The following is a 25,584-nucleotide window of genomic DNA, read 5'->3' on the forward strand; positions in this document are numbered from 1 at the left end:
GAGCGAGGAGAGCGGGGAGACAGAGCGCGAGCGCCGAGAGGGGAAAATGTCCAATCTGTTCGATCTTCTGGTCGCTGGACTTGCCACCGGCGCGATCTATGCGCTGGTCGCGGTCGGCTTCACGCTGCTGTGGCAGACCTCGCAGACCATCAATTTCGCACAAGGCGAGTTCGTGATGCTGCCGGCGTTCCTGATGCTGGCGGCGATGCATGCCGGCGCGCCGTTCTGGCTCGCGATCATCCTCGGCATCCTGCTTTCGATGCTCCTGCTCGGCCTCGCCTTCAAGATGCTGCTGGTGGATCCGATGTTGCGCCATGGCGTGCTGCCGCTCGCGATCGCGACCATGGCGCTCGCGATCGGTCTCAAGGAGGCCGTAAAGCAGTTCTTCAGCGCCGAAGCCTCACCCTTCCCCTCGATCGTGCCGACCGGCGACGTCTCCATCCTTGGCCATGCCGTCTCGCTGCAAAGCATCGGCGTCCTCGTCCTCGCCATCCTTGCCGTCTTCGGCTTGACTGCGCTTCTCAACCGCACCTCGCTCGGCCACCAGATGCAGGCGGCGGCGCAGAACCCGACGGTGGCGCGCATCATCGGCGTCCCGGTCGAGCGCATGATTCTCCTGACTTTCCTGATCAACGCGTTCCTGGTCGCTCTCGCCTCGCTGTTGATCACGCCGATCTACCTCGCGAAATTCACGTCGGGCGAGGTACTGGGCCAGGCCGCCTTCATCGCCGCGATCGTCGGCGGGTTCAACCAGGTGCGCGGCGCGATCGCAGGCGGCCTCCTGATCGGCGTGCTCGACAATCTCGCGGCCGCCTATGTTTCAACGCAGTACCGCGCCGCCGTGCCTATGATCTTCCTGATCGCCGTCATCCTGTTCCGACCGCAGGGCTTGCTCGGCCGTGCCGAGGAGCGCACCGTATGAGCGGCTTCGCCAAACCTCTCAAGATCGCGTTCGGCCTCATCGTGGTCGCTGCGCTGATCGTTGTCCCCATGAACTTCAACCGCTATGGCCTGTTCATCCTGAGCCAGTGGGCGGTGATGGCCATCGCCGCAATGGGCCTCAACCTCACACTCGGTTATGCCGGCCAGGTCTCGCTGGCGCAGGGCGCCTTCGTCGGCATCGGCGCTTACGCCGCGGCGATCATGACCACGCATGGCTGGCCGCTGCCGGCGGCGATCGTCGTCGCGATCGGCTTGAGCTTCGCGGTCGGCTGGGTGCTCGGCTATCCCGCGCTGCGGGTGCAGCATCACTACCTCGCCTTCGTCACGCTCGCCTTCTCCACGCTGGCCTTCCTGGTATTTCGCAACGAGAGCTGGCTCACCGGCGGCATCTACGGCATCTCCAATATTCCGCGTCCGCACATTTTCGGCATCGCGACCAACAAGCCGCTGCCGTTCTACTATGTCTGTCTCGGCTCGCTCGCTATCGTGTCGCTCGCGGTGTGGTGGCTGATCCGCTCGCCGTGGGGCCGCGCCTTCATGGCGCTGCGCGAAAACCCGCTGCGGGCGCAGTCGCTGGGCGTCGACACGCGGCGCTATACGCTGATGGCGTTCGCGATCGGCTCGGCGCTCGGCGGCGTCGCGGGGGCGCTCTATGCGCCGCTGACGCAATATATCGATCCCGTGCCGTTCAACCTGTCGCTCTCGCTCGACCTCCTGATGATGGTGATCGTCGGCGGCGCCGGATTCTTCCTGGGTCCGTTCCTCGGCGCGATGATCGCGGTGCTGTTGCCGGAGTGGCTGCGCTTCACCGAGGGCTATTATCTGATGCTCTACGCGATCGCGGTGATGGGGCTGCTGATCTGGTCGCCGACCGGCATTTTGGGAATCCTCGACCGCTATCTCGCCGAACGCCGCACCAAGGCGGCCTCCGCCCAGCGCGCCGTCGCAAAGTCCCGGCTGGAGACAGTGCAATGAGCGCGGTCCTCGAAGTCACCGACATCAAGAAGAATTTTGGCGGCATCAGCGCCGTCGGCGGCGTCTCTTTCGACGTCCGCGAGGGCGAGATCCTCGGCCTGATCGGCCCGAACGGCTGCGGCAAGTCGACCCTGTTCAACTGCATTCTCGGCCAGCTCACGCCGAGCGGCGGCGAGGTCAAGCTCGACGGCAAGGTCGTCACGGGCTTGCGACCCGCCGAGCTCAACAAGCTCGGGGTCAGCCGCACCTTCCAGCTCCTGCAGGTGTTCCCCAAACTCTCGGTGCGCGAGAACCTGATCCTCGCAGGCCAGGAGCACCAAGGCAGCATGGCCTCGCGCCTGGTCGGCCGCTCCGATGCCGGACTGACGGAGGCCGCCAACCAGATGATCGGCTTTTTCAAGCTCGATCATCTCGCCGACGAGCCGGCCGGCGGGCTCTCCTACGGCCAGCAAAAACTGCTCGACGCCGCCATGGCCTTCATGGGCGGACCGCGCCTGGTGCTGCTCGACGAGCCAGCCGGCGGCGTCAACCCGTCGATGTTGACGGATCTGAAGGAGCGGCTGGTGGCGATCAACCGCGAGAAGAACGCCACCTTCGTCGTGATCGAGCACAACATGGAATTCGTGATGTCGCTGTGTTCCCGCGTGATGGTGATGGCGGAGGGCAAGGTGCTGGCGATGGGACGACCGGACGAGGTGCGAAAGAACCCCGCCGTGATCGAAGCCTATCTCGGACATTGAGGAACCAGCCATGAGCGATCCGATCCTCTCGGTTCACAATCTCGTCGGCGGCTACGGCAAGATGACGATCCTGAACGGCACCACTTTCGCCGTGCCGCAGGCCACCATCACCACCATCATCGGCCCGAACGGCGCCGGGAAGTCCACCGTGTTCAAGGCGATCTTCGGCCTGCTCAAGCTGCGCGAGGGCAAGATCAACTTCGCCGGCCGCGACGTCACCAATTTGAGCCAGCGCGCGCTGCTCAATGCCGGCATCTGCTACGTTCCGCAGGGCCGCAACATCTTTCCCGAGCTGTCGGTGCGCCACAATATCGAGCTCGGCGGCGTTTCCGCCGGCAAGGGCATTGACCTGCAGAGCCGGATCGAGGCCGCGCTCGATCTGTTCCCGGCGCTGCGGCGAAAATCAACCCAGCAGGCCTCCACGCTGTCCGGCGGCGAGCAGAAGCAGCTCGAAATCGCTCGCTCGCTGCTGCTCGAGCCAAAGCTCGTGCTGATCGACGAGCCCTCGATCGGCCTGTCGCCACTGATGGTGCAGCAGACTTTCGACATCCTGAAGAGCTTGCGCGATCGCGGTGTCACCATTCTGATGATCGAGCAGAACGCCCGCTCGGCGCTGGAGATTTCCGACATCGGGATCGTGCTCGAGCTCGGCCAGACCCGCATGGTCGACAAGGCGGCGCGCATTTTGAATAATTCCCGCATCGGACAATTGTTCCTCGGCGGCGCGATGGAGGACAATGCAGCATGACCAAACGCTCGATCGCAACGGTCTCACTCTCCGGCGCTCTCGACGAAAAGCTCCGCGCCATCGCATCCGCCGGATTCGACGCGGTCGAGATTTTCGAGAACGATCTGCTGTCGTTCGGCGCAGGTCCGCGCGACATCGCAATGCTCTGCGGGGACCTCAATCTCGAGATCTGTGCGTTTCAGCCGTTCCGCGATTTCGAAGGCATGCCGGAGCCGCAGCGTTCGCGAAACTTTGCCCGTGCCGAACGCAAGTTCGACCTGATGCAGGAGCTCGGCACCGATCTGCTGCTGATCTGCTCCAACGTGTCGCCGGCCGCGCTCGGCGGCATCGACCGCGCCGCGGATGATTTTCGCGAGCTTGGCGAGCGCGCGGCCAAACGGTCTTTGCGCGTCGGCTACGAGGCATTGGCCTGGGGACGCCACGTCAACGATTACCGCGATGCCTGGGAGATCGTGCGGCGCGCCGATCACCCCGCGATCGGTGTCATCCTCGACAGCTTTCACGCACTGGCCCCCGGCTTTCCGGTCCGCGCGATGGCCTCGATCCCCGGCGACAAGATCTTCCTGGTCCAGCTTGCAGATGCGCCGAAGCTCGAGCTCGACATCTTGTCGTGGAGCCGGCACTTCCGCTCCTTCCCCGGTCAGGGCGATCTGCCGGTCGGTGAGTTCATGGCGGCGATCGCGGCGACCGGCTATGCCGGGCCGCTGTCGCTGGAGATCTTCAACGACCAATTCCGTGCCGGCTCGGCCGTGCAGACCGCGGTCGACGGCCTGCGTTCGCTGATCCTGCTGGAGGACCAGCTTGCACCGGATTGGCCAAAGCTCATCGGCGAACCCTTGGCGCCCAAGCCCAAAAGTCGCGGCACGGGATTCATCGAGTTTGCCGTCAACGAGACCAAGGCCGGCGAACTCGCCCGCCTGCTCGCGCAGCTCGGTTTCCGCAAGACCGGCAAGCATCGCAGCAAGGCGGTGGAGCGCTGGTCGCAAGGCAAGGTCGAGCTCGTCGTCAACTCCGAGACCGACGGCTTTGCGCATTCGCACTACGTGACGCATGGCCCCGGCGTCTGCGCCATCGCGCTCGATGTCGACAATGCCGGCCTCGTTATGCAGCGCGCCGAAACACTGAAAGCGCGCACCTTCTACCAGCCGGTTGGGCCGGGCGAGCTGGAGATCCCTGCGATCCACGGCGTCGGCGGCAGCCTGCTTTACTTCCTGGACCAGGCCGGCAAGAACTGGGACACGGATTTCGAACAGGTACCGAGCGACGCTCGCGCGGACGCCCTGCTGGCCGTCGATCACATCGCGCAGTCGATGCCCTATGACGAGATGCTGTCGTGGCTGCTGTTCTACACCGGCATCCTTGACCTCAAGCGGCTGCCGCAGATGGAGATCGCCGATCCCAGAGGCCTCGTGCAGAGCCAGGCCGTCATCAACGGCGACCAGAGCCTGCGCTTCGTGCTCAACGGCTCATCCGCCAACCGCACGCTGCCGGCCCGCTTCATCTCGGAATTTTTCGGCTCGGGCGTGCAGCACGTCGCATTTACGTGCCGGGATATCTTTGCGGCAGTCGCGGAGATGCGCAAGCGCGGCGCGGATTTCCTGGATATCCCGGATAATTACTACGACGACGTCGAAGCCAAATACGACCTCGCACCCGAGCTGATGAGGCAGCTGCGCGCCAACCACATTCTCTACGACCGCGAGGGCGACGGAGAGTTTTTCCAGGTCTACACCCACATCTTCGACGAGCGGTTTTTCTTCGAGATCGTGGAGCGGCGGGATTATCAGGGCTTCGGCGCGGCCAATGCCGGGATCAGGCTTGCCGCGCAAGCGCGCGAGGTGCGGCCCGCGAGCATGCCGCGCGTGTAGCTTACTTTCCCTCTCTCCTTGTGGGAGAGGGTGGCTTGCCGCAAAGCGGCGAGACGGGTGAGGGGTTCTCTCCGCGAGACCTTACTTTTGAATACGCAGAAACAAACCCCTCATCCGGCGCTTCGCGCCACCTTCTCCCACAAGGGGAGAAGGGGCATCGTGCTTGTGGCTACTTCATCGCGCATTTGTCGTGGAAGCGATCCTGGTCGTTCTCGACGATGGTCGCGACCGTCTTCAGCGAGAGCTGGCCTTCGCCGTCCTTGACCACGTCCTGGAGGTAGAAGTTCTGCACCGGGATGTGGTTCTTGCCGTACTTGAACGGGCCGCGCAGCGACTTGAAGTTGGCCTTCTCCATCTCGGCCTTCATCGCGTCCTTCTTGCTGGTGTCGCCCTTCACCGCGACCACGGCGCTGTTGATGAGCTGGGCCGCGTCGTAGGCTTGCGCGCCGTAATAGGTCGGACGCAGCCCGGGGTACTTCTTGCGATAGTCGGCGACGAAGCGCTTGTTCTGCTCGTTGGGCAGATCATTCACCCATTCCTGCGCACCGGGCACCCCGAGCGCGTTCTCCTTTTGCAGCGGCAGCGACAGCTCGTCGACGGTGAAAGCCGTGTAGAGCGGCATCGTGCTCTTCAGCCCGGCCTGCGCATATTGGTTGAGGAACTGCACGCCGGCTGCACCGGGATAGAACACGAAGATCGACTCGGCACCCGAGGCCCGCGCCTTGGAGAGCTCGGCGGAGAAGTCGAGCTGGCTCGGCCAGACCGTGTATTCCTCGCCCTTGACCTCGCCCTTGAACGTGCTCTTCACGCCCGCCAGCATGTCCTTGCCGGCGGCGTAGTTCGGGCCGATCAGGAACACGCTCTTGACGCCCTTCTGGTTCATGTAGAGGCCCATGGCGGCCGGCGTCTGGTCGTTCTGCCAGGAGGTCGAGAACACGTAAGGCGAGCAGAGCTCGCCCGCGAGCTGCGACGGACCGGCATTGGCCGAGATCAGGAAGGTCTGCGAGTCCACCGCGGTCTTGAGCGAGGCCAGCAGCACGTTCGACCAGATGTAGCCGACGATGAAGTCGACCTTGTCGGACTGCACCAGCTTCTCGGTCTTCTGCTTGCCGACGTCGGGCTTCTGCCCGTCGTCCTCGTAAATCACCTCGACCGGCTTGCCGTCCATTTTGCGGCCGATGTGATCCAGCGCGAGCTCGAACGAGTTGCGCATGTCGTTGCCGATCACGGCGGTGGGGCCGCTGAAGGTCGAAACGAAGCCGATCTTGATGGTGTCGCCGGCGGATGCCGGGCCTGCCAGCACCAGCGCCGCTGCGCCCGCCAGCCAGAATGCCGTCCTCATAACCACTCCCCTCCATATTATTATGCCCGGAAGCAGGGTGATTGCCGCCCCGGGGTCATCTCTATTGAACGCAAAATCTGTCGCGCCGCCAATGGTTCAGCGCCCGCCCTGCACCATATTTCGCCCCGAACGGCGATAGCAAGAAATATAATTCTACTTACTTCGGCTAAGGCTGCGGCGCTTTCTCGCGGGCGCGATACACCCGGCCTATGCCTCGATTGACGACGGCTATTGGACCGCGGCGCCTGATCAGCGTTTAGATGAGGATAGAGCCGCGAGATTCGGAAGGGCGCATCATGACCACGACACCGCACCGCGTCGTCATCGTCGGAGCCGGTTTCGGCGGGCTGGAGGCGACCCACCGGCTCGCCGGCAGCCCGGTCGAGATCACGCTGATCGACCGCCGCAACCATCATTTGTTCCAGCCGCTGCTCTATCAGGTCGCCACCGCCTCGCTCGCCACCAGCGAGATCGCCTGGCCGGTCCGGCACCTGATGCGCGACCGGCGCGATGTGACGACGCTGTTTGCGACGGTCAGCGGCGTCGATGCCGACAGGCGCTGCGTGCTGATCGACGACGGCAGCGAGGTGCCTTACGACACGCTGGTGCTCGCCACCGGCGCGCGTCACGCCTATTTCGGCCACGACGAATGGGAGCAATGGGCGCCGGGTCTTAAAACACTGGAGGACGCGACCACGCTGCGCCGTCATATCCTGGTGGCGTTCGAGCGCGCCGAGCGTGAGACCGATCCGGCCAAACGCGCGGCACGATTGACTTTCGTCATCGTCGGCGCCGGCCCCACCGGCGTCGAACTCGCCGGCACCATCGCCGAGATGGCGCACCACACCTTGCCAGCCGACTTCCGCAACATCGACACCAACAAGGCGCGCGTGGTGCTGATCGAGGCGGGTCCGCGGGTGCTGGCAGGCTTTCCAGATGATCTCTCGGCCTATGCCCAGGCCTCGCTGGAGAAGATCGGCGTCGAGGTCGTGCTCGGCCAAGCCGTCACTGAGATCAACCGCGAGGGCGTGGTGTTCGGCGGCAAGCTGCTCGAAGCCAAGACACGAATCTGGGCCGCCGGCGTGCGCGCCTCGCCCGCGGCGGAATGGCTGGGCGCACCGGCCGATCGCGCCGGGCGCGTCCAGGTGGAGGCCGATCTTACGATCCCCGGTCATCCCGAGATCTTTGCAATTGGCGACACCGTTTTGATCAACGCCTGGGACGGCAAGCCTGTGCCCGGCATCGCGCCGGCGGCCAAGCAGCAGGGCCGTCACGTGGCCGAGACCATCAAGGCGCGGCTGCGCCAGGAGCCGACAGGCCCGTTCCGCTACAAGCACTCCGGCAGCCTCGCGCAGATCGGCAAGCGGCTGGCGGTGATCGACTTCGGCCGCATCAAGCTGCGCGGCACCATCGCGTGGTGGATCTGGGGCATCGCCCATATCTACTTCCTGATCGGCTTGCGCCATCGCCTCAGCGTCGCCCTGAGCTGGCTCTGGATCTACGCCCGCGACCAGCGCGCTGCGCGGCTGATCACGCAGGGATCGAGCAAGGTGGTGTAGGGCTTCTTCTCCCTCTCCCCGTTCTTACGTGGAGAGGGTTGGGGTGAGGGGCCTCTCCGCGAACGAGATATTGGTGAGACCTGTACCCCCTCACCCGGATCGCAAGAGCGATCCGACCTCTCCCCGCGAGCGGGGAGAGGTTAAGTGAGGCGCGATCGCCGCCCCTACTTCACCAGCTCGCACCCACCTTCCGTGAGCGGTCGAAACGCCTGCTCCGCAGAGATCGTCGAGACCAGCTTGTAATAGTCGTAGGGATATTTCGACTCCTCCGGCTTCTTCACCTCGAACAGATACATCGGATGCACGACGCGGCCGTCCTGGCGGATCGTGGTGTCGCCGAACAGCTTGTCCTTGCCCTTGAACTTTTTCATCTCGGGCACGGCGTCCTTGGCATTGTCGCTGCCCGTGACGGCAACCGCGTTGAGATAAGTGAGCGTGGAGGCATAGACCCCGGCCTGGTTGCCGCTCGGCATCTTGCCGTTCATGCCGGGCCGCGCCGCGAAGCGCTTGGCGAAGGCGCGGGTGTCGTCGTTCATGTCCCAGTAGAAGGCCTCCATGAGCTGGAGCCCTTGCGCGACCTTGATGCCCATGCCGTGGACGTCGTTGATGAAGAGCAGGAAGGCGACGAGCTTTTGTCCGCCCTGCTGTATCCCGAACTCGGCCGCCTGCTTCACCGCGTTGATGGTGTCGCCGCCGGCATTGGCGAGCCCGATCACTTGGGCCTTCGAGCCCTGCGCCTGCAACAGGAAGGACGCGAAGTCGGACGTGCCGAGCGGATGCTTGGAGGAGCCCAACACCTTGCCGCCATGCGCCTCGATGTATTTCTGGGCTTCCGCCTCGATGCCCTTGCCGAGTGCGTAGTCAACCGTGAGGAAATACCAGTCCTTGCCGCCGCGCGACATCATCGCGGCCGCCGTGGTGTTGCCGGTCGCCCAGGCGTCGTTGACCCACTGGATAGTGTTGGGGGAGCAGGCCTTGCCGGTGAGATCGGAGCTCGCGGTGGACGACGCCAGGAACGTCATGCGGCTGTCGCGCAGCAGCGTGTTGATGGAGAGGCCAACGGCCGAGTTCGGCACGTCGACGATGGCGTCGACGCCCTCGACATCGAGCCATTTGCGCGCGATTGCATTGCCGACGTCGGCCTTGTTCTGGTGATCGGCATAGACGATCTCGACCTTGATGCCTTTGCCGCCGCCGTTGAAATCCTCAGCCGCCATGCGCGCGGCCTCGACCGAGCCCATGCCGTTGGTGTCCTGGAAGATGCCGGAGATGTCGTTGAGCACGCCGACACGCACGACATTGTCCGATATCTCGGCGTTTGCCGCGCCGCCAATCAAACTCGCGGCCAGCGCAAGCGTCCACTTCAAGTTCTTCATTGTTCCCTCCCCTGTCGTATTTGTTGTTTGCGATGCCGACAGCGTCAGGCTGGCGTGATGCTCACAGGCAGGCTGTCGAGCCCGCGCAGCGTGTTGTTGAAGCGGCGCTGCGGCTCGCCCATGATCTCGATCTTTGCGATCCGGCGGGCCAGCGCCGCGAGCATTGTCTCGCCTTCGAGCCGCGCGACCAGCTGGCCGACGCACATGTGAATACCTGAGCCATAGCCAACATGGCCGGACGTGCGGCGGGTGATGTCGTAGCTGTCAGGCTTGTCCCAGCGCCGCGGATCGCGATTGGCAGCCGCCAGAAACATCAGCACCTTCTCGCCCTCACCGATGGTCGCGCCTGACAGTTCGACTTCGCGCGTGGTCGTGCGGAAGAAGGTCTGCACCGGGCTTTCAAAACGAACGGCCTCCTCGAAAGCGTTGCGCGCCAGCGTGAAATCGCCGCGCAACCGCTGCCACTGCTCAGGGAAGCGCGCGAGACAGTAGACCGCTGCACCGATGCCGTTGACCGTGGTGTCGAGGCCGGCCGACAAGAGCGAACGCACCAGCAGCGGCGCTTCGGAGGCGGTGATGGCACCCTCGTCGACATGGGCGTGGATGCAGGCGCCGATGCCGCCGGGCGTGAGGTTGTCCCGCTGGCACTGCTCGGTGACGTAGGCCTGGTGCGGCGCCGAGCGCGCGAGCGCCTCGTTGCGCAACTGGTTCGGCGGGCCGAAGGCGTTGAACACCAGGCTCGCATAGGGAATGAGATTCTCGCGTCCATCAGGCTTCAGCCCGAGCGCATCTGGGAAGATCGACAGCGGATAGGCCTCGGCAAGGTCCGTGATGGCATCGAAGTTGCGCTTCTCCAGCAGCGCGTCCACACGCTCTTCCGCTGCCGCGGCAAAACGGTCGCGCAGCCCCTTCATCACCGTCGGCGACAGCACCTTTGAGAGCACGGCGCGGGTGCGGGTGTGCTCGGGAGGATCGGCCTCAAGGATCAGGCTGGGCGGCCGCCACGGCGTCTCCTTCGCGAAATCGGCGAGGCCGACGCCGCGGCTGGAGCAGAACGTTACGGGATCGTTCAGCACGGCATGAACTTCGGCATAGCGCGCCACGCCATAGACGTTCCACTTGTCGAGATAGACGACAGGTCCCGCCTCCCGCAGCAGCTCATGCGTGGGATAGGGATCGGCGAAAAAATCCATCGCGAATGGATCGACGTCGAGATGCGGGACGGCCGACGAACCGTTAATTTCCTGGGAGATGGAAGTGCTCATGGAAGTCCTCCCTCATTTTGAACTTGTGAAAGGGCCGCGCTTACCTTTAGGTCTCCAGACACGCCGCGAGACAGAATCCCGACATGCCGCCGCCTTCGACCAGAGCCCGCCAGAAACCTGCGCCCGCCGAGACGGGACCGACGCTCGATCTCGACCGCTACGTCCCCGCGTTCATCACCTTCATCGCCAACAAGCTCTCGAACAGCGCCACCGCGTTCTATCAGCGAGAGTTCGGCGTCAACGTCACGGAATGGCGGATCATGTCGCTGCTCGCGATCGAGCCCGGCATTCCCGCCTCGCGCATCTGCCACGTCATCGGTTTCGACAAGGGCCCGGTGAGTCGGACGCTGGCCGGCCTGGAAAAGCGGGGGTTGATCTCGATCCGTACCGATCCCAATGACGGGCGCACCCATTCGATCTCGCTGACGGCGAAGGGCCGCGCCATCCATGACAAGGTGATCGTCGCTGCATTCGAGCGCGAACGGCGCCTGTTGTCCTGCCTGGACAAGGACGAGCGCGAGGTGCTGATCGACCTGTTGCGCCGCCTGCATGAAAATCTCGGCGCGGTGACCGGCAGCACCGGGACCTGACGGGCCACACAGCGGGCGCTGAGCCCTGTCATTTCCAGGCATGCGCCAACATTCGCCGGCGGCACCCTCTCTGCCGAGCATAGCTTCCTCCGATCCGACGCGGCGGTTCCTCCCGCCGTCATCCGTGTCTGGAACGGTTCGCATAAATTAGTTGCTTGGGCAACAAAAGAATCGTGCAGCATAATGCGGCAGGGCGGCTGGCGTAGTTGGGTTTGCCGAGCTCTCTTGTCCCGGACGCGCTGCAGCGTGAGACGCTGCTGCGCAGAGCCGGGATCCATAGATGCCAATCACGAAGAATGGCCCCGGCTCTGCAGCGCATCACTGCGTGCTGCGCTGCGTCCGGGGCACAGGCCCAAGCGCTACACCCCGATCCACTCGCCCGGCGCATCGTCATCCAACCGCGCCACCGCATCGGCGCGGCGCGTCAGCACCGCGCGCTGGTTGATGTAGCCCTTGTCGGTGATCTCGCCGCCGTCGACCGACGGCGGCTCGGCGAGCAGCAGGGCACGCGTGGCATGGCCGGAGGAGTTGGCGCCGTGTTGCTTCAGTTTCGCCAGCCCCCGCGCGATCGCGGCTCTGATCTTCTCATGCGCGAGCACGTCGTTCACGCCTGCGGTCTCGGGCAGGCCGGCATGCGCGCGGCACGCAGCGATGTTCGGAAACACCAGGAAGCGCACCTCGTCGCCGCCATGGCCGGTGACGACGATGTCCTGCGCGAGCGGCGCCAGCGCGGCGATGCCGGCGAGGCGCAGTGTGCCGACACTGACCCAGGTGCCGGAATTGAGCTTGAAATCCTCCGCGACGCGGCCGTCAAAGAATAGGCCGCGTTCGGGCCGGTTCGCGTCGGCGAACTTCACGGCATCACCGATGAGATAAAAGCCCTCGTCGTCAAAAGCCTGCCTGGTCAGCTCCGGCGCCTTCCAATAGCCCGGCGTGACGTTGGGGCCGCGCACGCGCACCTCCAGCTTGTCGCCGGAGGTAACGAGCTTCAGTTCGGTGCCGGGAATGGGCACGCCGATATTGCCCGAGCGCTCCGCGAGGAAATGGCAGTCGGTGGCCAGCGGCGACGTCTCGGTCGAGCCCCAGGCCGAGACCATCGGCATCGCGCGGCCAACAGTCTTGACGGAGAGTTCTTCCAGCGCATCCCAGAGATTCTGCGGCAGCGCCGCACCGGCGTAGAACGCGAATTTCACCTCGCTGAAGAAGCGGCGACACAGCTCCTCGTCGCCGCGCAGCGCCGCGATCAACATGTCGAAGCCGCGCGGCACGTTGAAATAGACGGTCGGCATCACGCTTCTGAGATTGGCGAGCGACATCGCAAACAGACCGGGCGCCGGCTTGCCGCCGTCGATATAGAGCGAGCCGCCATTGCGCAGCACGAGATTGAAATTGTGGTTCGCGCCAAACGTGTGGCTCCAGGGCAGCCAGTCGAGAATGACCAGATCGTCGCGCGCCTGTTCGAGAAAAGTCCAGGTCTGCGCCTTGGCCTGCTGGCTGGACGTCAGCATGCGCTGGGTGTTGATCACGGCTTTCGGCGTGCCGGTCGAGCCCGAAGTGAACAGGAGTTTTGCGATCGTATCGGGCGTCACCGCGGCGAAGGCCTTTGCGACGTCGGGGCTCTCGGGCGTTGCCGCGATAGTGCGAAAGGTCAGCGCATCGGCATCGTCGGCATTGCCGCTGATAATCTGCGCGCTATGCAGCGGCTTGATCGCGGCCAGCGCCGCCGCAAACGGCCTCGTCGCTGAGACATAGATCGCGGCGGGCTCAAGCAACGCGATCATGCTCTTGAGCTTGTCGAAGTCCTTTGACATCAGGGAATAGGCCGGCGAGATCGCCGCCGAGGGCACGCCGACATGCTGCGCCGCCAGTGCCAGCAGCGCATGATCGATGCTGTTGTCGGAGAGGATCGCGAGCGGGCGCTCCGCGCCGAGACCGTGCGCCAGAATCCAGGACGCCGCCGCGCGCACCTGGCGCAGCGCCTGCGCATAGGTAACGGTGCTCCATGGCGCTTCGGCACTGCTGCGCTCGGCGAGGAAAATCGCGTCGGGCCTCTGCCGCGCCCATTGCTCCAGCCAGTCGCCGACGCAGCGCGCGCCATCGCGCAGAGGCTCGGGCGAGCGCAGCACGATGCTGCCGTCGGCGCGATGCTCGGCAACGGTTCTGGGTGTCGCAAACAGGCTCGAAGCATCACCGCGTGGGGCGGCTGTCATGGTTTCCTCCTCGCCCGGAAGCCGGGACCGGTCGCAGCCTCGTCGCGGACCGCGTTGGCCAGCATGTTGGCCACGACAATTGTTGGGGCGCAAGCTGGGGCCAGGTGGGACGGCCCGCCGCCGTTCAAAGGGCTGGTCGCCGCGCATCCGCGGCATGGATTGCCGGCTGCACCTGATCTAGCTGCCTATTATTTGCGCAAATGCTCGTAACAGGGCGCTGACACGAAGGTCCGCCGGAGCTCGAAATATCCCACAAGCCACTGATCTCTCGGTAATATCCGCAGCACTTGTCCTGCCCGGATTCTGTACACAATGGCACATCGCTTGCTTCGATCGGGGTGAAGAGACGTAGCCGGAGATTTGTCGCCATGAAGGCTGAAATGGGGGCTGAGCAGCCTGAAACGGTCGCCGCGATCGTGGCCGCGCATCGCGCGGGCACGCTCACACCGGCGCAGACGGTCGCGCGCACCTATCAGCGCATCCGCGACCACAACGACCCCGCCGTCTTCATCAGCCTGCGCGACGAAAAGGACGCGATCACGGAGGCCGAGAAGCTCGCCACCAAGGACGCCGCCAGCCTGCCGCTCTATGGCGTGCCGGTCGTGGTGAAGGACAATATCGACGCGCTGGGATTTCCGACCACCGCGGCGTGCCCGGCCTTCTCGTATACCCCGACACATGATTCGACCGCGGTGCAGCGGCTGCGCGCCGCCGGCGCGATCATCATCGGCAAGACCAATCTCGACCAGTTCGCGACCGGCCTTGTCGGCGTGCGCTCGCCCCACGGCATCCCCAGAAACGCGATCCGCGAGGACCTCATTCCCGGCGGCTCGAGCTCGGGATCGGCCACCGCCGTCGGCGCCGGGCTGGTGCCACTGTCGCTCGGCACCGACACCGCCGGCTCAGGCCGCGTGCCGGCGATGCTCAACAACATCGTCGGTCTCAAGCCGAGCCTCGGCATGATTTCGACCGCTGGCCTGGTGCCGGCCTGCCGGACGCTCGACTGCATCTCGGTATTCGCTTTGACGGTCGACGACGCCGCGCTGGCGCTCTCCGTGATGGCAGGTCCCGATCAGGCAGATCCGTTCTCGCGCGACCGGCCGCTTGGCGCGATCACCCCGCTCCCGGCAAACCTGCGCCTGGGCGTGCCACGCAGCGGACAGCTGATCTTCTTCGGCGACAAGAAGGCGGAAGCGGCTTACGCCGAGGCGCTGAAGCGCTGGACCGCGCTTGGGGCAACGCTCGTCGAATTCGACCTCGAGCCGTTCTATGAGACGGCCCGACTGCTCTACGAGGGACCGTGGGTGGCCGAGCGCTATCTCGTGATCCGCGACCTGCTCGCCTCGGCACCGGAGGCGATCCATCCCGTGACGCGCGAGATCACCGCGGCCGGTGCGCGGTTGACGGCGACGGACACCTTCTCCGCGCTCTATCGTCTGCAGGGCCTGCGCAAGATCGCCGAACGCACCTTCACCAATATCGACGCGCTGGTGCTGCCGACGGCGCCGACGGCCTATACGACCGCGCAGGTGCGGGCCAATCCGGTCGAGCTCAACAGCCGGCTCGGCACCTATACCAATTTTGTCAATCTGCTCGATCTCTGTGGTCTCGCGCTGCCGGCGGCGATGCGCGCCGACGGCATCCCGTTCGGCATCACAATTCTTGCACCCACCGGGCACGATGCGCTGCTCGCCAGCATCGGCCGCGTGTTCCATGCCGATACCAAACTGACGCTTGGCGCAAAGGGCGTCGTGCAAGCCGCGCTGGCGCCGCTTGCCGCAAGCGGCGTCGACGAGATTCCCATCGCCGTGGTCGGCGCGCATCTGTCCGGCATGGCGCTGAACGGCGAACTGAAAGCGCTGAACGGCCAGCTGATCGAGGCAACCAGGACCGCGGCGGACTACAAGCTCTACGCATTGAAGACCACGCCGCCAAAGCCGGGCATGCTGCGCGTCGAGGCCGGCAAGGGCGCGTCGATCGAGCTGGAAATCTGGTCGCTGTCGTCGTCCGCCTTCGGCAAGTTCGTCAACGCGATTCCCGCGCCGATGGCGATCGGCACGGTGCGGCTGGCCGATGGCCGCAGCGTGAAGGGATTTCTCGTCGAGCCCGAGGTGCTGGGCGAGGCTCGCGACATCACCGCGTATGGCGGCTGGCGGAAGTATATGGCGGAAGCTACGACAGCGTAGGTCTCGTAGGTGGGCAAAGCGAAACGTGCCCACCATCACCGTCAGCTTGGGGAGATGGTGGGCACGGCGCTTTGCGCCTTTGCCCACCCTACGCAACCGTGCGCGCGCCCCTAAACCGACACCGCGTAGATCTCGTACTCCCCGCGCACCAGCTCGATATGCGCGCGCATCGCGGCGGCGGCGCCCTGCTTGTCGCCGCGCATGATGGCGACGACAACGCGGTCGTGCTCGGCTTGCGACTTGGCGAGACGGCCGAGATTGCGGAACTGGGCGCGGCGAAACGGCTGTACGCGCACGCGCGTCGCCAGCGTGATCTCGGCGATGTAGCCGTTCTGCGATCCCGCATAGATCGCGTTGTGGAAGCGCTCGTTGACCTCGTGGAAGCGCTCGGGATTGCCGGCGTAGCTCAACACCCGCAGTTCTTCGTGGATGGCTTCCAGGCCGTGACGCTCAGTGGCGGACATGCGCTCGGCGGCAAGACCCGCACACAGCGCCTCAAGCTCCGCCATGGCCTCGAACATGCCCGTCAGCCGTTCGAACGAGGGCTGCGCCACCACCGCGCCGCGATGAGCGCGCGCTTCGACGAGGCCGCTTGCCACGAGCTGGCGCAGTGCTTCCCGCACCGGCGTGCGCGAAACGCTGAAGCGGCGCGCAATGTCGGTCTCGTCAAGCGGCGCGCCGGGCGGCAGAGCTCCGCGCACGATCTCGTCGGCGAGCTGCAGGCGCAGCTCCTCGGCGCGCGTGACCTTCTGCGCGGATGGCGACGCCCGATCGACACGCGGCACCGCCGGTTCGGCCGGCAGCGCTCCGGGCGGAAGATCGTCAAGCGTCATACGGTCAGGTCTCTTTCGACTCGTCGATGATGCTGACATGGGCGGCGACGACGCGCCAGCCCTCCGGGAATTTTACCCAGGTCTGCATCTGCCGGCCGACCTTGCCCGGCATCGTGTCGCGATAGAACAGGGTGGAGGCAACCGCGGTGTCGCGGCCATAGCTGGTGATCACGGTTTTCGCGGTGCGGCGATTGAGGCCGACCGCCGAGCGGCCGGCGCGAAAGCCGGAGATTGCTTCATAGCCGTAGAGGTTCTCGCCGATGCCATAGCGCAGCGTGCGGGGATCGTTGCGGAAGAGCTCGCCGAGCACGGCGACGTCGTTGGTGATCAGGGCCTGCTCATAGCGCTCGAACGCAGCTTTGACGTCTGCGATCACCTCGGGGAGATCGATCTCCATCTCAAAATCCTCTTGGGCTGGGCGCGGCGGCAACACCCATCTTCTCCAACGCGAACGCGACGCGCAGCGCGATGTCCTCGCGCCATGGCGCGGCGATGATCTGCACGCCGATCGGCAGCGGATCGAGCGGCACCGGCACGGCGACCACAGGCAGGCCGATGAACGAGATCGGCTGGGTGTGGATGCCGATATTGGCGCGCACCGGCAGCTCGACGCCGCCAAGATTGAAATTGACCTGGCCGAGCTTCGGCGCGGTGCATGGCGTCGCCGGTGCGATCAGCACGTCGACGGATTTGAAAATCTCGGCGAGTTGCGCGCGATACCAGCGGCGGAATTTTTGCGCGCGGTCGACCAGCGGCGCCGGCACCATGGCGCCCGCAATCAGCCGGTCGCGCACGGCGGGATCGAAATCGTTCGGCCGCTTGCGCAGCCGATCGAGATGCAGCGAGGCGCCCTCGGTGGTGGTGATGACATAGGCCGCCGCGCGGGCGCGCGCAGCTTCGGGCACGTCCACCACGCGCGTTGCGCCCAGCGCCTTGGCGACGCGGCTGACGGCTTCGACAGCTTCCGGAAACAAATTGGTCTGGAAGTACCCGCCGGCGATCGCGATGCGCAGGTCGGACACCGGATTGGCAAGCAGCGGTGTCGTCGGCTCCAGACCACGTGTGGTGGTGCAGGCGGCATCGTCGGCATCCGGTCCCTGCATGGCGTCATAGGCCAGCGCGAGATCGGTGGCGGAGCGCGCGAACGGGCCGAGATGATCGAGGCTCGCGACGAACGGGAAAGAGCGCGCACGCGAGAGCCGGCCATAGGTCGGCTTCAGGCCGAAGATGCCGCAGAACGAGGACGGCACGCGGATCGAACCGTTGGTGTCGGAACCGAGCGCGATCGGCACCAGCGCGCCACCAACGGCGCTGCCCGAGCCGCCGGAGGAGCCGCCGCTCATCCGCGTCGTATCGTGCGGATTGCGCGAGGGACCGTCATGGACGTTCTCGCCGGTGAAGTCATAGGCGTATTCACCCATGTTGAGCGCGCCGACCAGCACGGCGCCGGCCGCTTCCATGCGCTCGATCAGCGTGGCGTCGCGGCTGGCGGGCACGCGGTCTCGGTTGATCTTCGAGCCTGCGCGGGTGGCGAGGCCTGCGATGTCGAACAGATTCTTCACCGCAAAGGGCACGCCGGCGAGCGGGCCGACGGTCTTGCCGGCGGCGATATCGGCATCGATTGCGCGCGCTTTGGCGCGGGCGCGATCGGCGGTGATGTCGGTAAACGCATTGAGGATGGTGTCGTGCTGCTTGATGCGCGCAAGCGCGGCTTCGGTCGCATCGAGCGCGGACATCTTGCGGCCCGCAACCGCGCTCGCGATCTCGGAGGCCGTCATCTCTGGCTTGGTCGTCATGGCGGCGTCAGACCGTGAACACGGGCGCCGGCTCGGTCTCGTCCGGCAGCGCGAATTCGTCGACGAGGCGGCCGAGCCGCAGCGAGACCTCGAGATTGGCGCGGATGGACGCCCTCCATGCTTCCTCGACGGGCAACGCCAACGCTTTGGTGACAGCGTCGATATAATCGTCCAACGGTTCGGCCATCACGCTCCCAAACAAGCTCTCAGTGTGCGCCCAGTGTCTGCAGCGGCGGATGCGGGATCGCCGTCAGCAGCTCCTTGGTGTAGTCGTCCTGCGGATCGCTCAAGACCCGCTCGGAAGATCCTTCCTCGACGATTCGACCCGACCGCATGACAATGACACGATCGCACAACAAGCGCACTACGTTCAAATCATGCGAGACGAACAGATAACTCATACCTAACCGCGCCTTCAGGTCCTGGAGCAGATTGAGGACCACGGCCTGGACCGAGACGTCGAGCGCGGCGGTCGGCTCGTCCAGGATGACGAGTTTCGGGTGCAGGGCGATGGCGCGGGCGATGCCGACGCGGGCTTTCTGGCCGCCCGACAATTGGTGCGGGAAGCGATCCAGCAGATTGTGCGGCAGGCCCGCCATGGTGGCGAGCTCCTCGCAGCGGGCGCGGAGCGCGCCGCGCCCCCTGATGTCGCCGAGCTGCATGATGGGATCGGCGATGGCGCGCACGGCGGTGAAGCGCGGGTTGAGGCTGTCGGTCGGGTCCTGGAACACCATCTGGATGCGGCTGCGCTGCGGCAGCCGGGCAAAGCCGGCCGGCGCGATGGCGCCGATGTCCTCGCCGTCGAACTGGATCAGGCCCGAGGTCTGGTCCAGCAGCCGCATCACCATCATCGACGTGGTCGATTTGCCGCAGCCGGACTCGCCGACCAGGCCGACGCTCTCGCCGTGACCGATCGAGAAGCTGATGCCGTCGACGGCGCGGAACACGTCCGGCTCGACCGGCGGCTTGCGGCCGAACAATTTGCCGAGCGTGGCGGTGGCGCCCTGGCGGGGATATTCCTTGACCAGCTTGTCGATGAGGAGAAGGGGCTGCCCGCTCTTCCTGGCCTCGTCTTGCGAAGCCTGATGGATGGCCCGGTCAGGCCCGGCCACGACGGCTGAGCCTTCCTCCTCCGGCAACAGATCCCGCAGGCTCACGCCGAGCCGCGGCGTCGCGCGCATCAGCTTCTTGGTGTAGGGGTGCTGCGGGTTGGCGAAGATGTCGGCGGCCTTGGCGGTCTCGACCACCCTGCCCTTTTCCATCACGACGACGCGGTCGCAATAAGCAGCGGCGAGGCCGAGATCGTGCGTGATCAGGATGGTGGACATTGCCTTGCGCTTGGTCAATTCCACGATCAGATCCATCACCGCCTTCTGCGTGGTGACGTCCAATCCGGTCGTCGGCTCGTCCGCGATCAGTAGCTGCGGATTGCAGGCGAGCGCGAGCGCGATGACAACGCGCTGGCACATGCCGCCGGACAATTCGAACGGATAGGCGTGATAGCGCTCGCGCGGGCGGGCGATCTTGACCTGCTCCAGCGCCTCGATCGCCTTCTCGCCGCGGTCCGAAACCATGGCCTGCTGGACATGGGTGCGCAGCACGTCCTCGATCTGGTCGCCGACCTTCCGGATCGGGTTGAGCGCGGCGCGCGGATTCTGGAAGATCATCGAGACTTCGCGACCGCGCAGATCGCGCATCTGGTCTTCGGTCGCGGCCTTGACGTCGATGCCCGAGAACATCACCGAGCCTTCGGCGATCCGCCCCGCACGGTCGAGAATGCGCATCACCGCATACGACGTCACCGATTTGCCGGAGCCGGACTCGCCGACGATCGCAAGCGTCTCGCCCTTGGCGACGGAAATGTTGACGTGCTGCACCGCCTTGACGATGCCGCGGCGGGTGGTGAATTCGACGGTAAGGTCCTGGACGTCGAGCAGCGGCGGGGCGGTCATGGGCACCTCCCAACTAAAAATGGCGAAAACAACCCCATGCACAGTAGAATGAGGTTGATTTCATTGGGGAATTTCGAGCGAAAAAGTACGCCTAACCCAGCCATCACGTCCTCCGCTGGGGGTCGACGATGTCGCGCAGGCCGTCGCCGAGGAGGTTGAAGCAGAACACGGCGATCATCAAAGCGAGGCCCGGGAATAGCGCGATCCACCATTCGCCTGACACCATGAAGCCGGCGCCTTCGGCGACCATGATGCCCCATTCGGCCGTCGGCGGACGGACGCCGAGGCCGATGAACGAGAGACCGGCGGCATTGAGGATGGCGTAGCCCATGGTCAGCGACATCTGCACGATCATGATCGGCATGATGTTCGGCAGGATATGCACGAGCAGAATGCGGAATTCGCCGTTACCGGACAGACGCGCGGCCTGCACGAAGCCGGCGTTACGGCGGACATTGGCTTCGGCGCGCGCAACGCGGGCGTAGAGCGGGAAGTTCACGATGGCGGTGGCCAGGATGATGTTCTGCACGGTGTTCCCCAGCGCGGCGACGATGCCCATGGCCAGCACGAACAGCGGGAACGCCATGATGGTGTCGGCGACGCGGCCGACGATGCGATCGGTCCAGCCGCCGAAATAGCCGGCCGCGATGCCGGCGAGCCCGCCCATCAGGAACACCAGGGCGACGGAGGCGACCGCGATGAACGTATCGAGCCGCGTCGCCACCACGACCCGGCTGAAGATGTCACGGCCCAATTGATCGGTGCCGAACCAGTGCGCGGCCGACGGTGGCTTCAGCGACGCCACGGTGTCGGACGCCAGCGGGTCATACGGCACCACATAGGGGCCGAAGATCGCGGCAAGGAGGATCACGATCAGCAGCGCGAATGCAAAGCCGGTGACCTTGTTCTCGCCGAGCACGTAGCGGGTCTGGTCGAGGAGCGCGACGAGACCCGACGTGCGCGCGGGGCCGACGGGTTCAACAGCAGGCGCAACGGTGCTCATGATTAGCCCTCCAACCGCACGCGCGGGTCGATCACGCCATAGAGAATGTCGATCACGAGATTGAGCAGCACGTACATCACCGCCATGGTCAGCACGAACCCCTGCACCGGCGCGAAGTCCGACGAGATCAGCGCTTCGACGGCGTAAGAGCCGATGCCTGGCCAGGCGAACACTTTCTCCACCAGCACGTTGGCGCCGAGCAGGAACGAGAACACCATGCTCAGCGTGGTGATGACGGGGAGCATCGCGTTGCGGAAGGCGTAGGTGACGATGACGGTCGCCGGCGACAGGCCGCTGGCACGCGCGGTGCGCACGAATTCGGAGGACAGCACCGCCAGCATCGAGGCGCGCGTCATGCGCGCGATCGGCGCCAGCGAGAAGATCGCAAGCGTCGTCGCCGGCAGGATGAGCTGGCTGCATGCCGAACGGAACGCCTCGAAGTCGCGCGCGATCAGGGTGTCGATCAGATAGAAGCCGGTCACTGTCGGCGGCGCGCTGTAGAACACATCGAGCCGGCCGAGCGGCGCGGGCGACCAGCCGAGCCGGAAATAGAACACATAGACCAGCACCAGACCTGTGAAGAACACCGGCAGCGAGACGCCGGCCGTCGTCGTCACACGGCAGAGATGGTCGACCCATGAGCCCGGCCGCGTCGCCGCCAGCACGCCGAGCGGAATCGCGATCACGACCGAGACGATGAGGCCGAGCAGCGTCAGCTCGGCGGAGGCCGGCAGGCGGTTGCGGATCTCGGCTGCGACCGGCTGGCCGGTCGTGAGCGAGTTGCCGAAATCGCCATGGGCGAGATCGTTGGTGTAGCGAAAGAACTGCTCGATCAGCGGCTTGTCGAGGCCGAGTTTTTTCCGGATCTGCTCGACGGCTTCTTTCGTTGCGGCGGGGCCGGCGAAATACGCCGCGGGATCACCGGGCAATGCGCGGGTCAGCAGGAAGGTGACGATGACGACCCCGATCAGCGAAGGAATCGCGAACATCAGGCGCTTGCCGATCATGGTCAGCATGGGGTTGCGCTCCTGCTGCTCTGCGTTTGTGGGCGGGTTCGCGCCACCTGCTCCGCTGCGCCCCCTCTCCCACGCAACCGGGGTCTACCCCGGTTGCGCATTGGTGATTGGCGCAAGTCGGGCAGGCCCGACTTGCGATGGGAGAGGGGCAGGGTGAGGGGGAGCCCCAAGCGAGATCGGAGTTCGTGGCTACCCCTCACCCTGCCCCTCTCCCACAAGGGGAGATGGAATGAGAGAGCGGTGGCCGCCTCACTCAGAAAGAGAGTCGATGACGCGACCATCTCGCCCGCCATCCCCTTACCCCTTCGCCATCGCGCGATAATCCAGCCTCCGGTGGAACCAGTATTGGTAGCCGCTGATGTTCTTCTGCATCGCGACGTTGACGAACGGCTGGTACAGCGGGATGCGCGGGATGTCGCTGTAGGCGAGGTCGACGAAGCCCTTCACGTCGGTGTCGTAGGTCGCAGTGTCGCCGGTCGCGGCGGCCGCGCGTGCGCCGTCGATCAGCTTGTCCATCTCCGCCGACTTGTAGCTCATGGTGTTGAAGACGGAATTATTGCCGTGATAGCACCAGTAGAAGAAGTATTCGGGGTAATCGAGCCAGCCCGAGAATACGTTGGTGAAGAGCGGCATTTCCTTCTTGTTCAATTCGGTGCGCCAGTTGGCGCCGGGCACCTTGTTGATGGTGGTCTTGATGCCGATCTGGGCCAGGCTCTCCTGCACCAGCACGCAGAGCGGCTCGTTGACGCCGGCGAAGTTGAGGTCGAACGAGATCGTGGTCTCGAAGCCGTTCGGGTAGCCGGCCTCGGCCAGCAGCGCCTTCGCCTTGTCCATGTCGGTGTTGTATTTGTGCGGCTGCGGCCAGGCGACTTCGGTTGGCTTGTCCTTGGGCGCGCCGAACATCGGGTTAGCCAGCCCGAACATCACCGCGTCCATGATCTTCTGATAGGGAATCGCGCAGGCGACCGCCTGACGTACCTTGGGATTGTCGAACGGCGGCTTGGTCACGTTCATGCCGATATACTGGATGCCGTTGGAGAACGGCAGCGACACCACGTTGAGCTTGCCGCTCGCCTTCATCTCCTGGAAATCCTTGAACGGCAGCTCATAGGAGATGTCGGCGTCGCCGCGCTCCAGCAGCGCGCGGCGATTGCCGGCCTGCGGCACCATGCGCCAGATCACGCGCTTGATCTTCGGCAGCGGGCCGCCGACCCAATCGTCGTTGCGCTCCATCACCACTTCGGTGCCGGCGGTCCACTTCGTCACCTTGTAGGCGCCGGAGCCCGCGGTCTGCTGCTTGGTGAATTCGAGTCCCCAGGGATCCTTCTCGCTGGCGTTCTTCTTCACCAGTTCGGAATTGATGATGCAGGGCACGATCACCGCGAGATCGGGGATCGTCAGCTTGTCCTTCTTCAGGAAGTCGACACGTACCGTGTAGTCGTCGATCACGACGAACTGCTCGGGTTTCGTGAGCGAGCCCGCGCTCATCTGGAAGGTGGGGAAGCCGCCGACGCTGACGGCGCGGTCGAGCGACCACTTCACGTCCTTGGCGGTCACAGGCGCGCCGTCGTGGAATTTGGCGTTCTTCTTCAGCTTGAAGGTGACCGACATGTCGTCGATCTTGAAGTCCTCGGCGAGTTCGCCCTTGAACTTGTCGCGGTCGTAATAGGGCACGCCGCCGGGGCCGGTCTTCATCTCGTGGCTGAGCAGGCGGTCGTAGCAATTCCAGGACACCTCATAGCCGGGCACGTTGGTGCCGACGCCGTGGATATCGAGATTGTTGGGGCCGCCTTCCGAGACGATCAGCAGCGTCTCCGAGCGCGCATCGGCCCTGGCCGACGATATCACGGACGGCATGGCCGGAAGCGCCGCGCCAGCGGCCAATCCGGAAACGGACTTGAGGAAATCGCGGCGCTTCATGAAATGGCTCCAACACAAAAGTTTTCTGGTTGGAACTGGATTCGCAAGGTTCGTGCCAAGGCTTAAGGAAGGATTAAGCCAGTATAAGCCTATGAAATGTTTACAGGAAACGCTGTTGTCCGGGCCGTCGATCAGAAGCCAAGCTGCGGGCCATTGCATACAAAGAGGTATGTTTGCATAAAAAATAGGCTAGCCTGTTGCGTGAGCGCGTCTCGCCCGTAGGTGGCGCGGCTATCGATCGCGGCCGGTCACCCCGGCCAGATCAAGTCCTGGAGCTCGACCAGATCATCCGCCTGCTCCTGCCAGCCCTCGATGCAGATGTGGCTGTTGAGGTCGCTGGCGCGATGCAGCAGCATCAGGGCCATCAGCCGTCGCTTGAGCGCGAAGTCGAGCTTCGCATAGCCAAAGCCTTCGAGCAGGTTGCGCACCCTGCCCGGCCGGCCCGCTGCCATGAAGGCGCTAGGGCCGAGCAGATCGTAGTCCCGCCATCCCGCCAGCACGTCGCCGAAGTCGAACAGGCCGGCGAGCGACCATTGATCGTCGTGGCGGGCGAGCAGGAAGTTCTCCGGAATGTATTCGCCGATCAGGATCACCGGCGACGCATCCATCGGAATGAGCGCGGCCGCATCACGCAGGAGATCGTCGAGGCCGGCGAGGAATTTCGGCGCCAGGCCGAGACGCGTGTGCCGCGCCTTGCAGCCCTGCATCTGGGCCCGCATGAAGTCGTCCCAGCGCGGCTGGATCTGCGCGAGTGAGCCGAGCGGCGCGCGCTGCACGGCGGCGATGGTCTCGCCGATCTGTCGCAGCACGCGCTCCTTCTGCGCTTCCGGCAACGACGGCCAGACCTCCGAGCCGAGCGTGCCGGCAAGGCGTGTGATGATCAGATAAGGCCAGCCGTCGCGATCGCCTTCCGCGACGATCTCGGGAATTGGCAAATCAATGCGACCGGCAAGTTGGGCCAGCGAGCCGTGCTCGGAGACGAACTGCGCGCGGAGCAGCGGCGGGAAGATTTTCAGGATCAGGCGATCGCCGAGCCCGACCACGAGATTGGTGCCGGTCGCAAAGACGTGCGGCGCGCTGGCATCGAGATCGTAGCTGCGGGCGATATCGAGCGCGATCGGCAGCCATCGCGGAGGGTCGGCGCGAAAGGCGCGAAAGCTTGCCGCGTCGGCGCAATGAGGGAGTTTCATCGACATCGCAACCTAACGGCTGTTGAGCTCGTCATGCCCGGGCTTGTCCCGGGCATCCACGTTCTTCGTGCTG

At 64.9% G+C, this 25,584-nt stretch carries 21 protein-coding genes; 8 read left to right on the plus strand and 13 right to left on the minus strand.

Annotated features, from left to right (window positions below; all coding sequences use genetic code 11):
- Positions 1 to 46: 46 nt before the first annotated feature.
- Genes BcanWU425_RS36350 through BcanWU425_RS36370 form a run of 5 tightly spaced genes read left to right on the plus strand, consistent with a single transcriptional unit; the run spans position 47 to position 5,273 of the window.
- On the plus strand, positions 47 to 922 hold the full coding sequence (locus BcanWU425_RS36350) for a branched-chain amino acid ABC transporter permease (RefSeq protein WP_018456032.1): 876 nt from the start codon (positions 47 to 49) through the stop codon (positions 920 to 922).
- Positions 919 to 1,917 (plus strand): branched-chain amino acid ABC transporter permease, encoded by a 999-nt coding sequence (locus BcanWU425_RS36355; RefSeq protein ID WP_018456031.1) that lies wholly within the window; start codon positions 919 to 921, stop codon positions 1,915 to 1,917. The genes BcanWU425_RS36350 and BcanWU425_RS36355 overlap by 4 nt, the downstream gene beginning before the upstream one ends.
- Positions 1,914 to 2,657, plus strand: coding sequence for an ABC transporter ATP-binding protein (locus BcanWU425_RS36360; RefSeq protein WP_018456030.1), 744 nt, complete (start codon positions 1,914 to 1,916; stop codon positions 2,655 to 2,657). The genes BcanWU425_RS36355 and BcanWU425_RS36360 overlap by 4 nt, the downstream gene beginning before the upstream one ends.
- Positions 2,658 to 2,667: 10 nt before the next feature.
- Positions 2,668 to 3,405: an ABC transporter ATP-binding protein gene (locus BcanWU425_RS36365; protein WP_204513148.1), complete on the plus strand. Its 738-nt coding sequence runs from the start codon at positions 2,668 to 2,670 to the stop codon at positions 3,403 to 3,405.
- On the plus strand, positions 3,402 to 5,273 hold the full coding sequence (locus BcanWU425_RS36370) for a bifunctional sugar phosphate isomerase/epimerase/4-hydroxyphenylpyruvate dioxygenase family protein (protein ID WP_204513147.1): 1,872 nt from the start codon (positions 3,402 to 3,404) through the stop codon (positions 5,271 to 5,273). Before BcanWU425_RS36365 ends, BcanWU425_RS36370 begins: the two co-directional genes overlap by 4 nt.
- A 169-nt stretch (positions 5,274 to 5,442) precedes the next feature.
- Here BcanWU425_RS36370 and BcanWU425_RS36375 read toward each other — a convergent pair whose 3' ends face one another.
- Positions 5,443 to 6,615 carry an ABC transporter substrate-binding protein gene (locus BcanWU425_RS36375; protein ID WP_018456026.1) on the minus strand — a complete coding sequence of 391 codons (1,173 nt, stop codon included), beginning with the start codon at positions 6,613 to 6,615 and terminating at the stop codon, positions 5,443 to 5,445.
- 296 nt (positions 6,616 to 6,911) lie between these two features.
- Between BcanWU425_RS36375 and BcanWU425_RS36380 the strand changes: the two genes are divergently transcribed.
- Positions 6,912 to 8,174, plus strand: coding sequence for an NAD(P)/FAD-dependent oxidoreductase (locus BcanWU425_RS36380; RefSeq protein ID WP_018456025.1), 1,263 nt, complete (start codon positions 6,912 to 6,914; stop codon positions 8,172 to 8,174).
- A 164-nt stretch (positions 8,175 to 8,338) separates the two neighbouring features.
- On the opposite strand, the gene BcanWU425_RS36385 is transcribed toward BcanWU425_RS36380, so the two are convergent.
- Complete coding sequence (locus tag BcanWU425_RS36385; protein WP_204513146.1) at positions 8,339 to 9,550, minus strand: ABC transporter substrate-binding protein; 1,212 nt, start codon at positions 9,548 to 9,550, stop codon at positions 8,339 to 8,341.
- Positions 9,551 to 9,594: 44 nt separating this feature from the next.
- Entirely contained in the window at positions 9,595 to 10,815 is a 1,221-nt protein-coding gene (locus BcanWU425_RS36390; protein ID WP_204513145.1) for a cytochrome P450, read from the minus strand.
- Between the two features lie 83 nt (positions 10,816 to 10,898).
- On the opposite strand from BcanWU425_RS36390, the gene BcanWU425_RS36395 reads away from it, so the two are divergent.
- On the plus strand, positions 10,899 to 11,405 hold the full coding sequence (locus tag BcanWU425_RS36395; RefSeq protein ID WP_204513144.1) for a MarR family winged helix-turn-helix transcriptional regulator: 507 nt from the start codon (positions 10,899 to 10,901) through the stop codon (positions 11,403 to 11,405).
- Positions 11,406 to 11,764: 359 nt separating this feature from the next.
- Here BcanWU425_RS36395 and BcanWU425_RS36400 read toward each other — a convergent pair whose 3' ends face one another.
- A complete protein-coding gene (locus tag BcanWU425_RS36400) occupies positions 11,765 to 13,615 on the minus strand; it encodes a feruloyl-CoA synthase (RefSeq protein WP_204513143.1) in 1,851 nt (616 codons plus the stop codon).
- A 380-nt stretch (positions 13,616 to 13,995) separates the two neighbouring features.
- Here BcanWU425_RS36400 and atzF point away from each other — a divergent pair, with 380 nt between their 5' ends.
- Positions 13,996 to 15,801 carry an allophanate hydrolase gene (atzF, locus tag BcanWU425_RS36405; RefSeq protein ID WP_018456020.1) on the plus strand — a complete coding sequence of 602 codons (1,806 nt, stop codon included), beginning with the start codon at positions 13,996 to 13,998 and terminating at the stop codon, positions 15,799 to 15,801.
- Between the two features lie 110 nt (positions 15,802 to 15,911).
- Here the strand turns inward: atzF and BcanWU425_RS36410 are convergent, their stop codons facing one another.
- The 9 genes from BcanWU425_RS36410 to BcanWU425_RS36450 all read right to left on the minus strand — a co-directional run bounded on the left by BcanWU425_RS36410 (position 15,912) and on the right by BcanWU425_RS36450 (position 25,517).
- Entirely contained in the window at positions 15,912 to 16,634 is a 723-nt protein-coding gene (locus tag BcanWU425_RS36410) for a GntR family transcriptional regulator (protein WP_085384934.1), read from the minus strand.
- 4 nt (positions 16,635 to 16,638) lie between these two features.
- Entirely contained in the window at positions 16,639 to 17,031 is a 393-nt protein-coding gene (gene hpxZ, locus BcanWU425_RS36415) for an oxalurate catabolism protein HpxZ (protein ID WP_018456018.1), read from the minus strand.
- Position 17,032: 1 nt separating this feature from the next.
- Positions 17,033 to 18,430 carry an AtzE family amidohydrolase gene (locus tag BcanWU425_RS36420; protein ID WP_204513142.1) on the minus strand — a complete coding sequence of 466 codons (1,398 nt, stop codon included), beginning with the start codon at positions 18,428 to 18,430 and terminating at the stop codon, positions 17,033 to 17,035.
- Positions 18,431 to 18,437: 7 nt separating this feature from the next.
- Complete coding sequence (locus BcanWU425_RS36425; protein ID WP_018456016.1) at positions 18,438 to 18,617, minus strand: DUF4089 domain-containing protein; 180 nt, start codon at positions 18,615 to 18,617, stop codon at positions 18,438 to 18,440.
- 19 nt (positions 18,618 to 18,636) lie between these two features.
- Entirely contained in the window at positions 18,637 to 20,382 is a 1,746-nt protein-coding gene (locus BcanWU425_RS36430) for a dipeptide ABC transporter ATP-binding protein (protein ID WP_204513141.1), read from the minus strand.
- 103 nt (positions 20,383 to 20,485) lie between these two features.
- Positions 20,486 to 21,385 carry an ABC transporter permease gene (locus BcanWU425_RS36435; protein WP_018456014.1) on the minus strand — a complete coding sequence of 300 codons (900 nt, stop codon included), beginning with the start codon at positions 21,383 to 21,385 and terminating at the stop codon, positions 20,486 to 20,488.
- A gap of 2 nt (positions 21,386 to 21,387) precedes the next feature.
- Positions 21,388 to 22,401 carry an ABC transporter permease gene (locus BcanWU425_RS36440; RefSeq protein ID WP_018456013.1) on the minus strand — a complete coding sequence of 338 codons (1,014 nt, stop codon included), beginning with the start codon at positions 22,399 to 22,401 and terminating at the stop codon, positions 21,388 to 21,390.
- Between the two features lie 297 nt (positions 22,402 to 22,698).
- Positions 22,699 to 24,321 carry an ABC transporter substrate-binding protein gene (locus BcanWU425_RS36445; RefSeq protein ID WP_204513140.1) on the minus strand — a complete coding sequence of 541 codons (1,623 nt, stop codon included), beginning with the start codon at positions 24,319 to 24,321 and terminating at the stop codon, positions 22,699 to 22,701.
- Between the two features lie 248 nt (positions 24,322 to 24,569).
- A complete protein-coding gene (locus BcanWU425_RS36450; RefSeq protein ID WP_204513139.1) occupies positions 24,570 to 25,517 on the minus strand; it encodes an aminoglycoside phosphotransferase family protein in 948 nt (315 codons plus the stop codon).
- Positions 25,518 to 25,584 lie beyond the last annotated feature (67 nt).

It is taken from the genome of Bradyrhizobium sp. WU425 (assembly GCF_021052305.1).
GTDB classification, from domain to species: domain Bacteria; phylum Pseudomonadota; class Alphaproteobacteria; order Rhizobiales; family Xanthobacteraceae; genus Bradyrhizobium; species Bradyrhizobium canariense_D.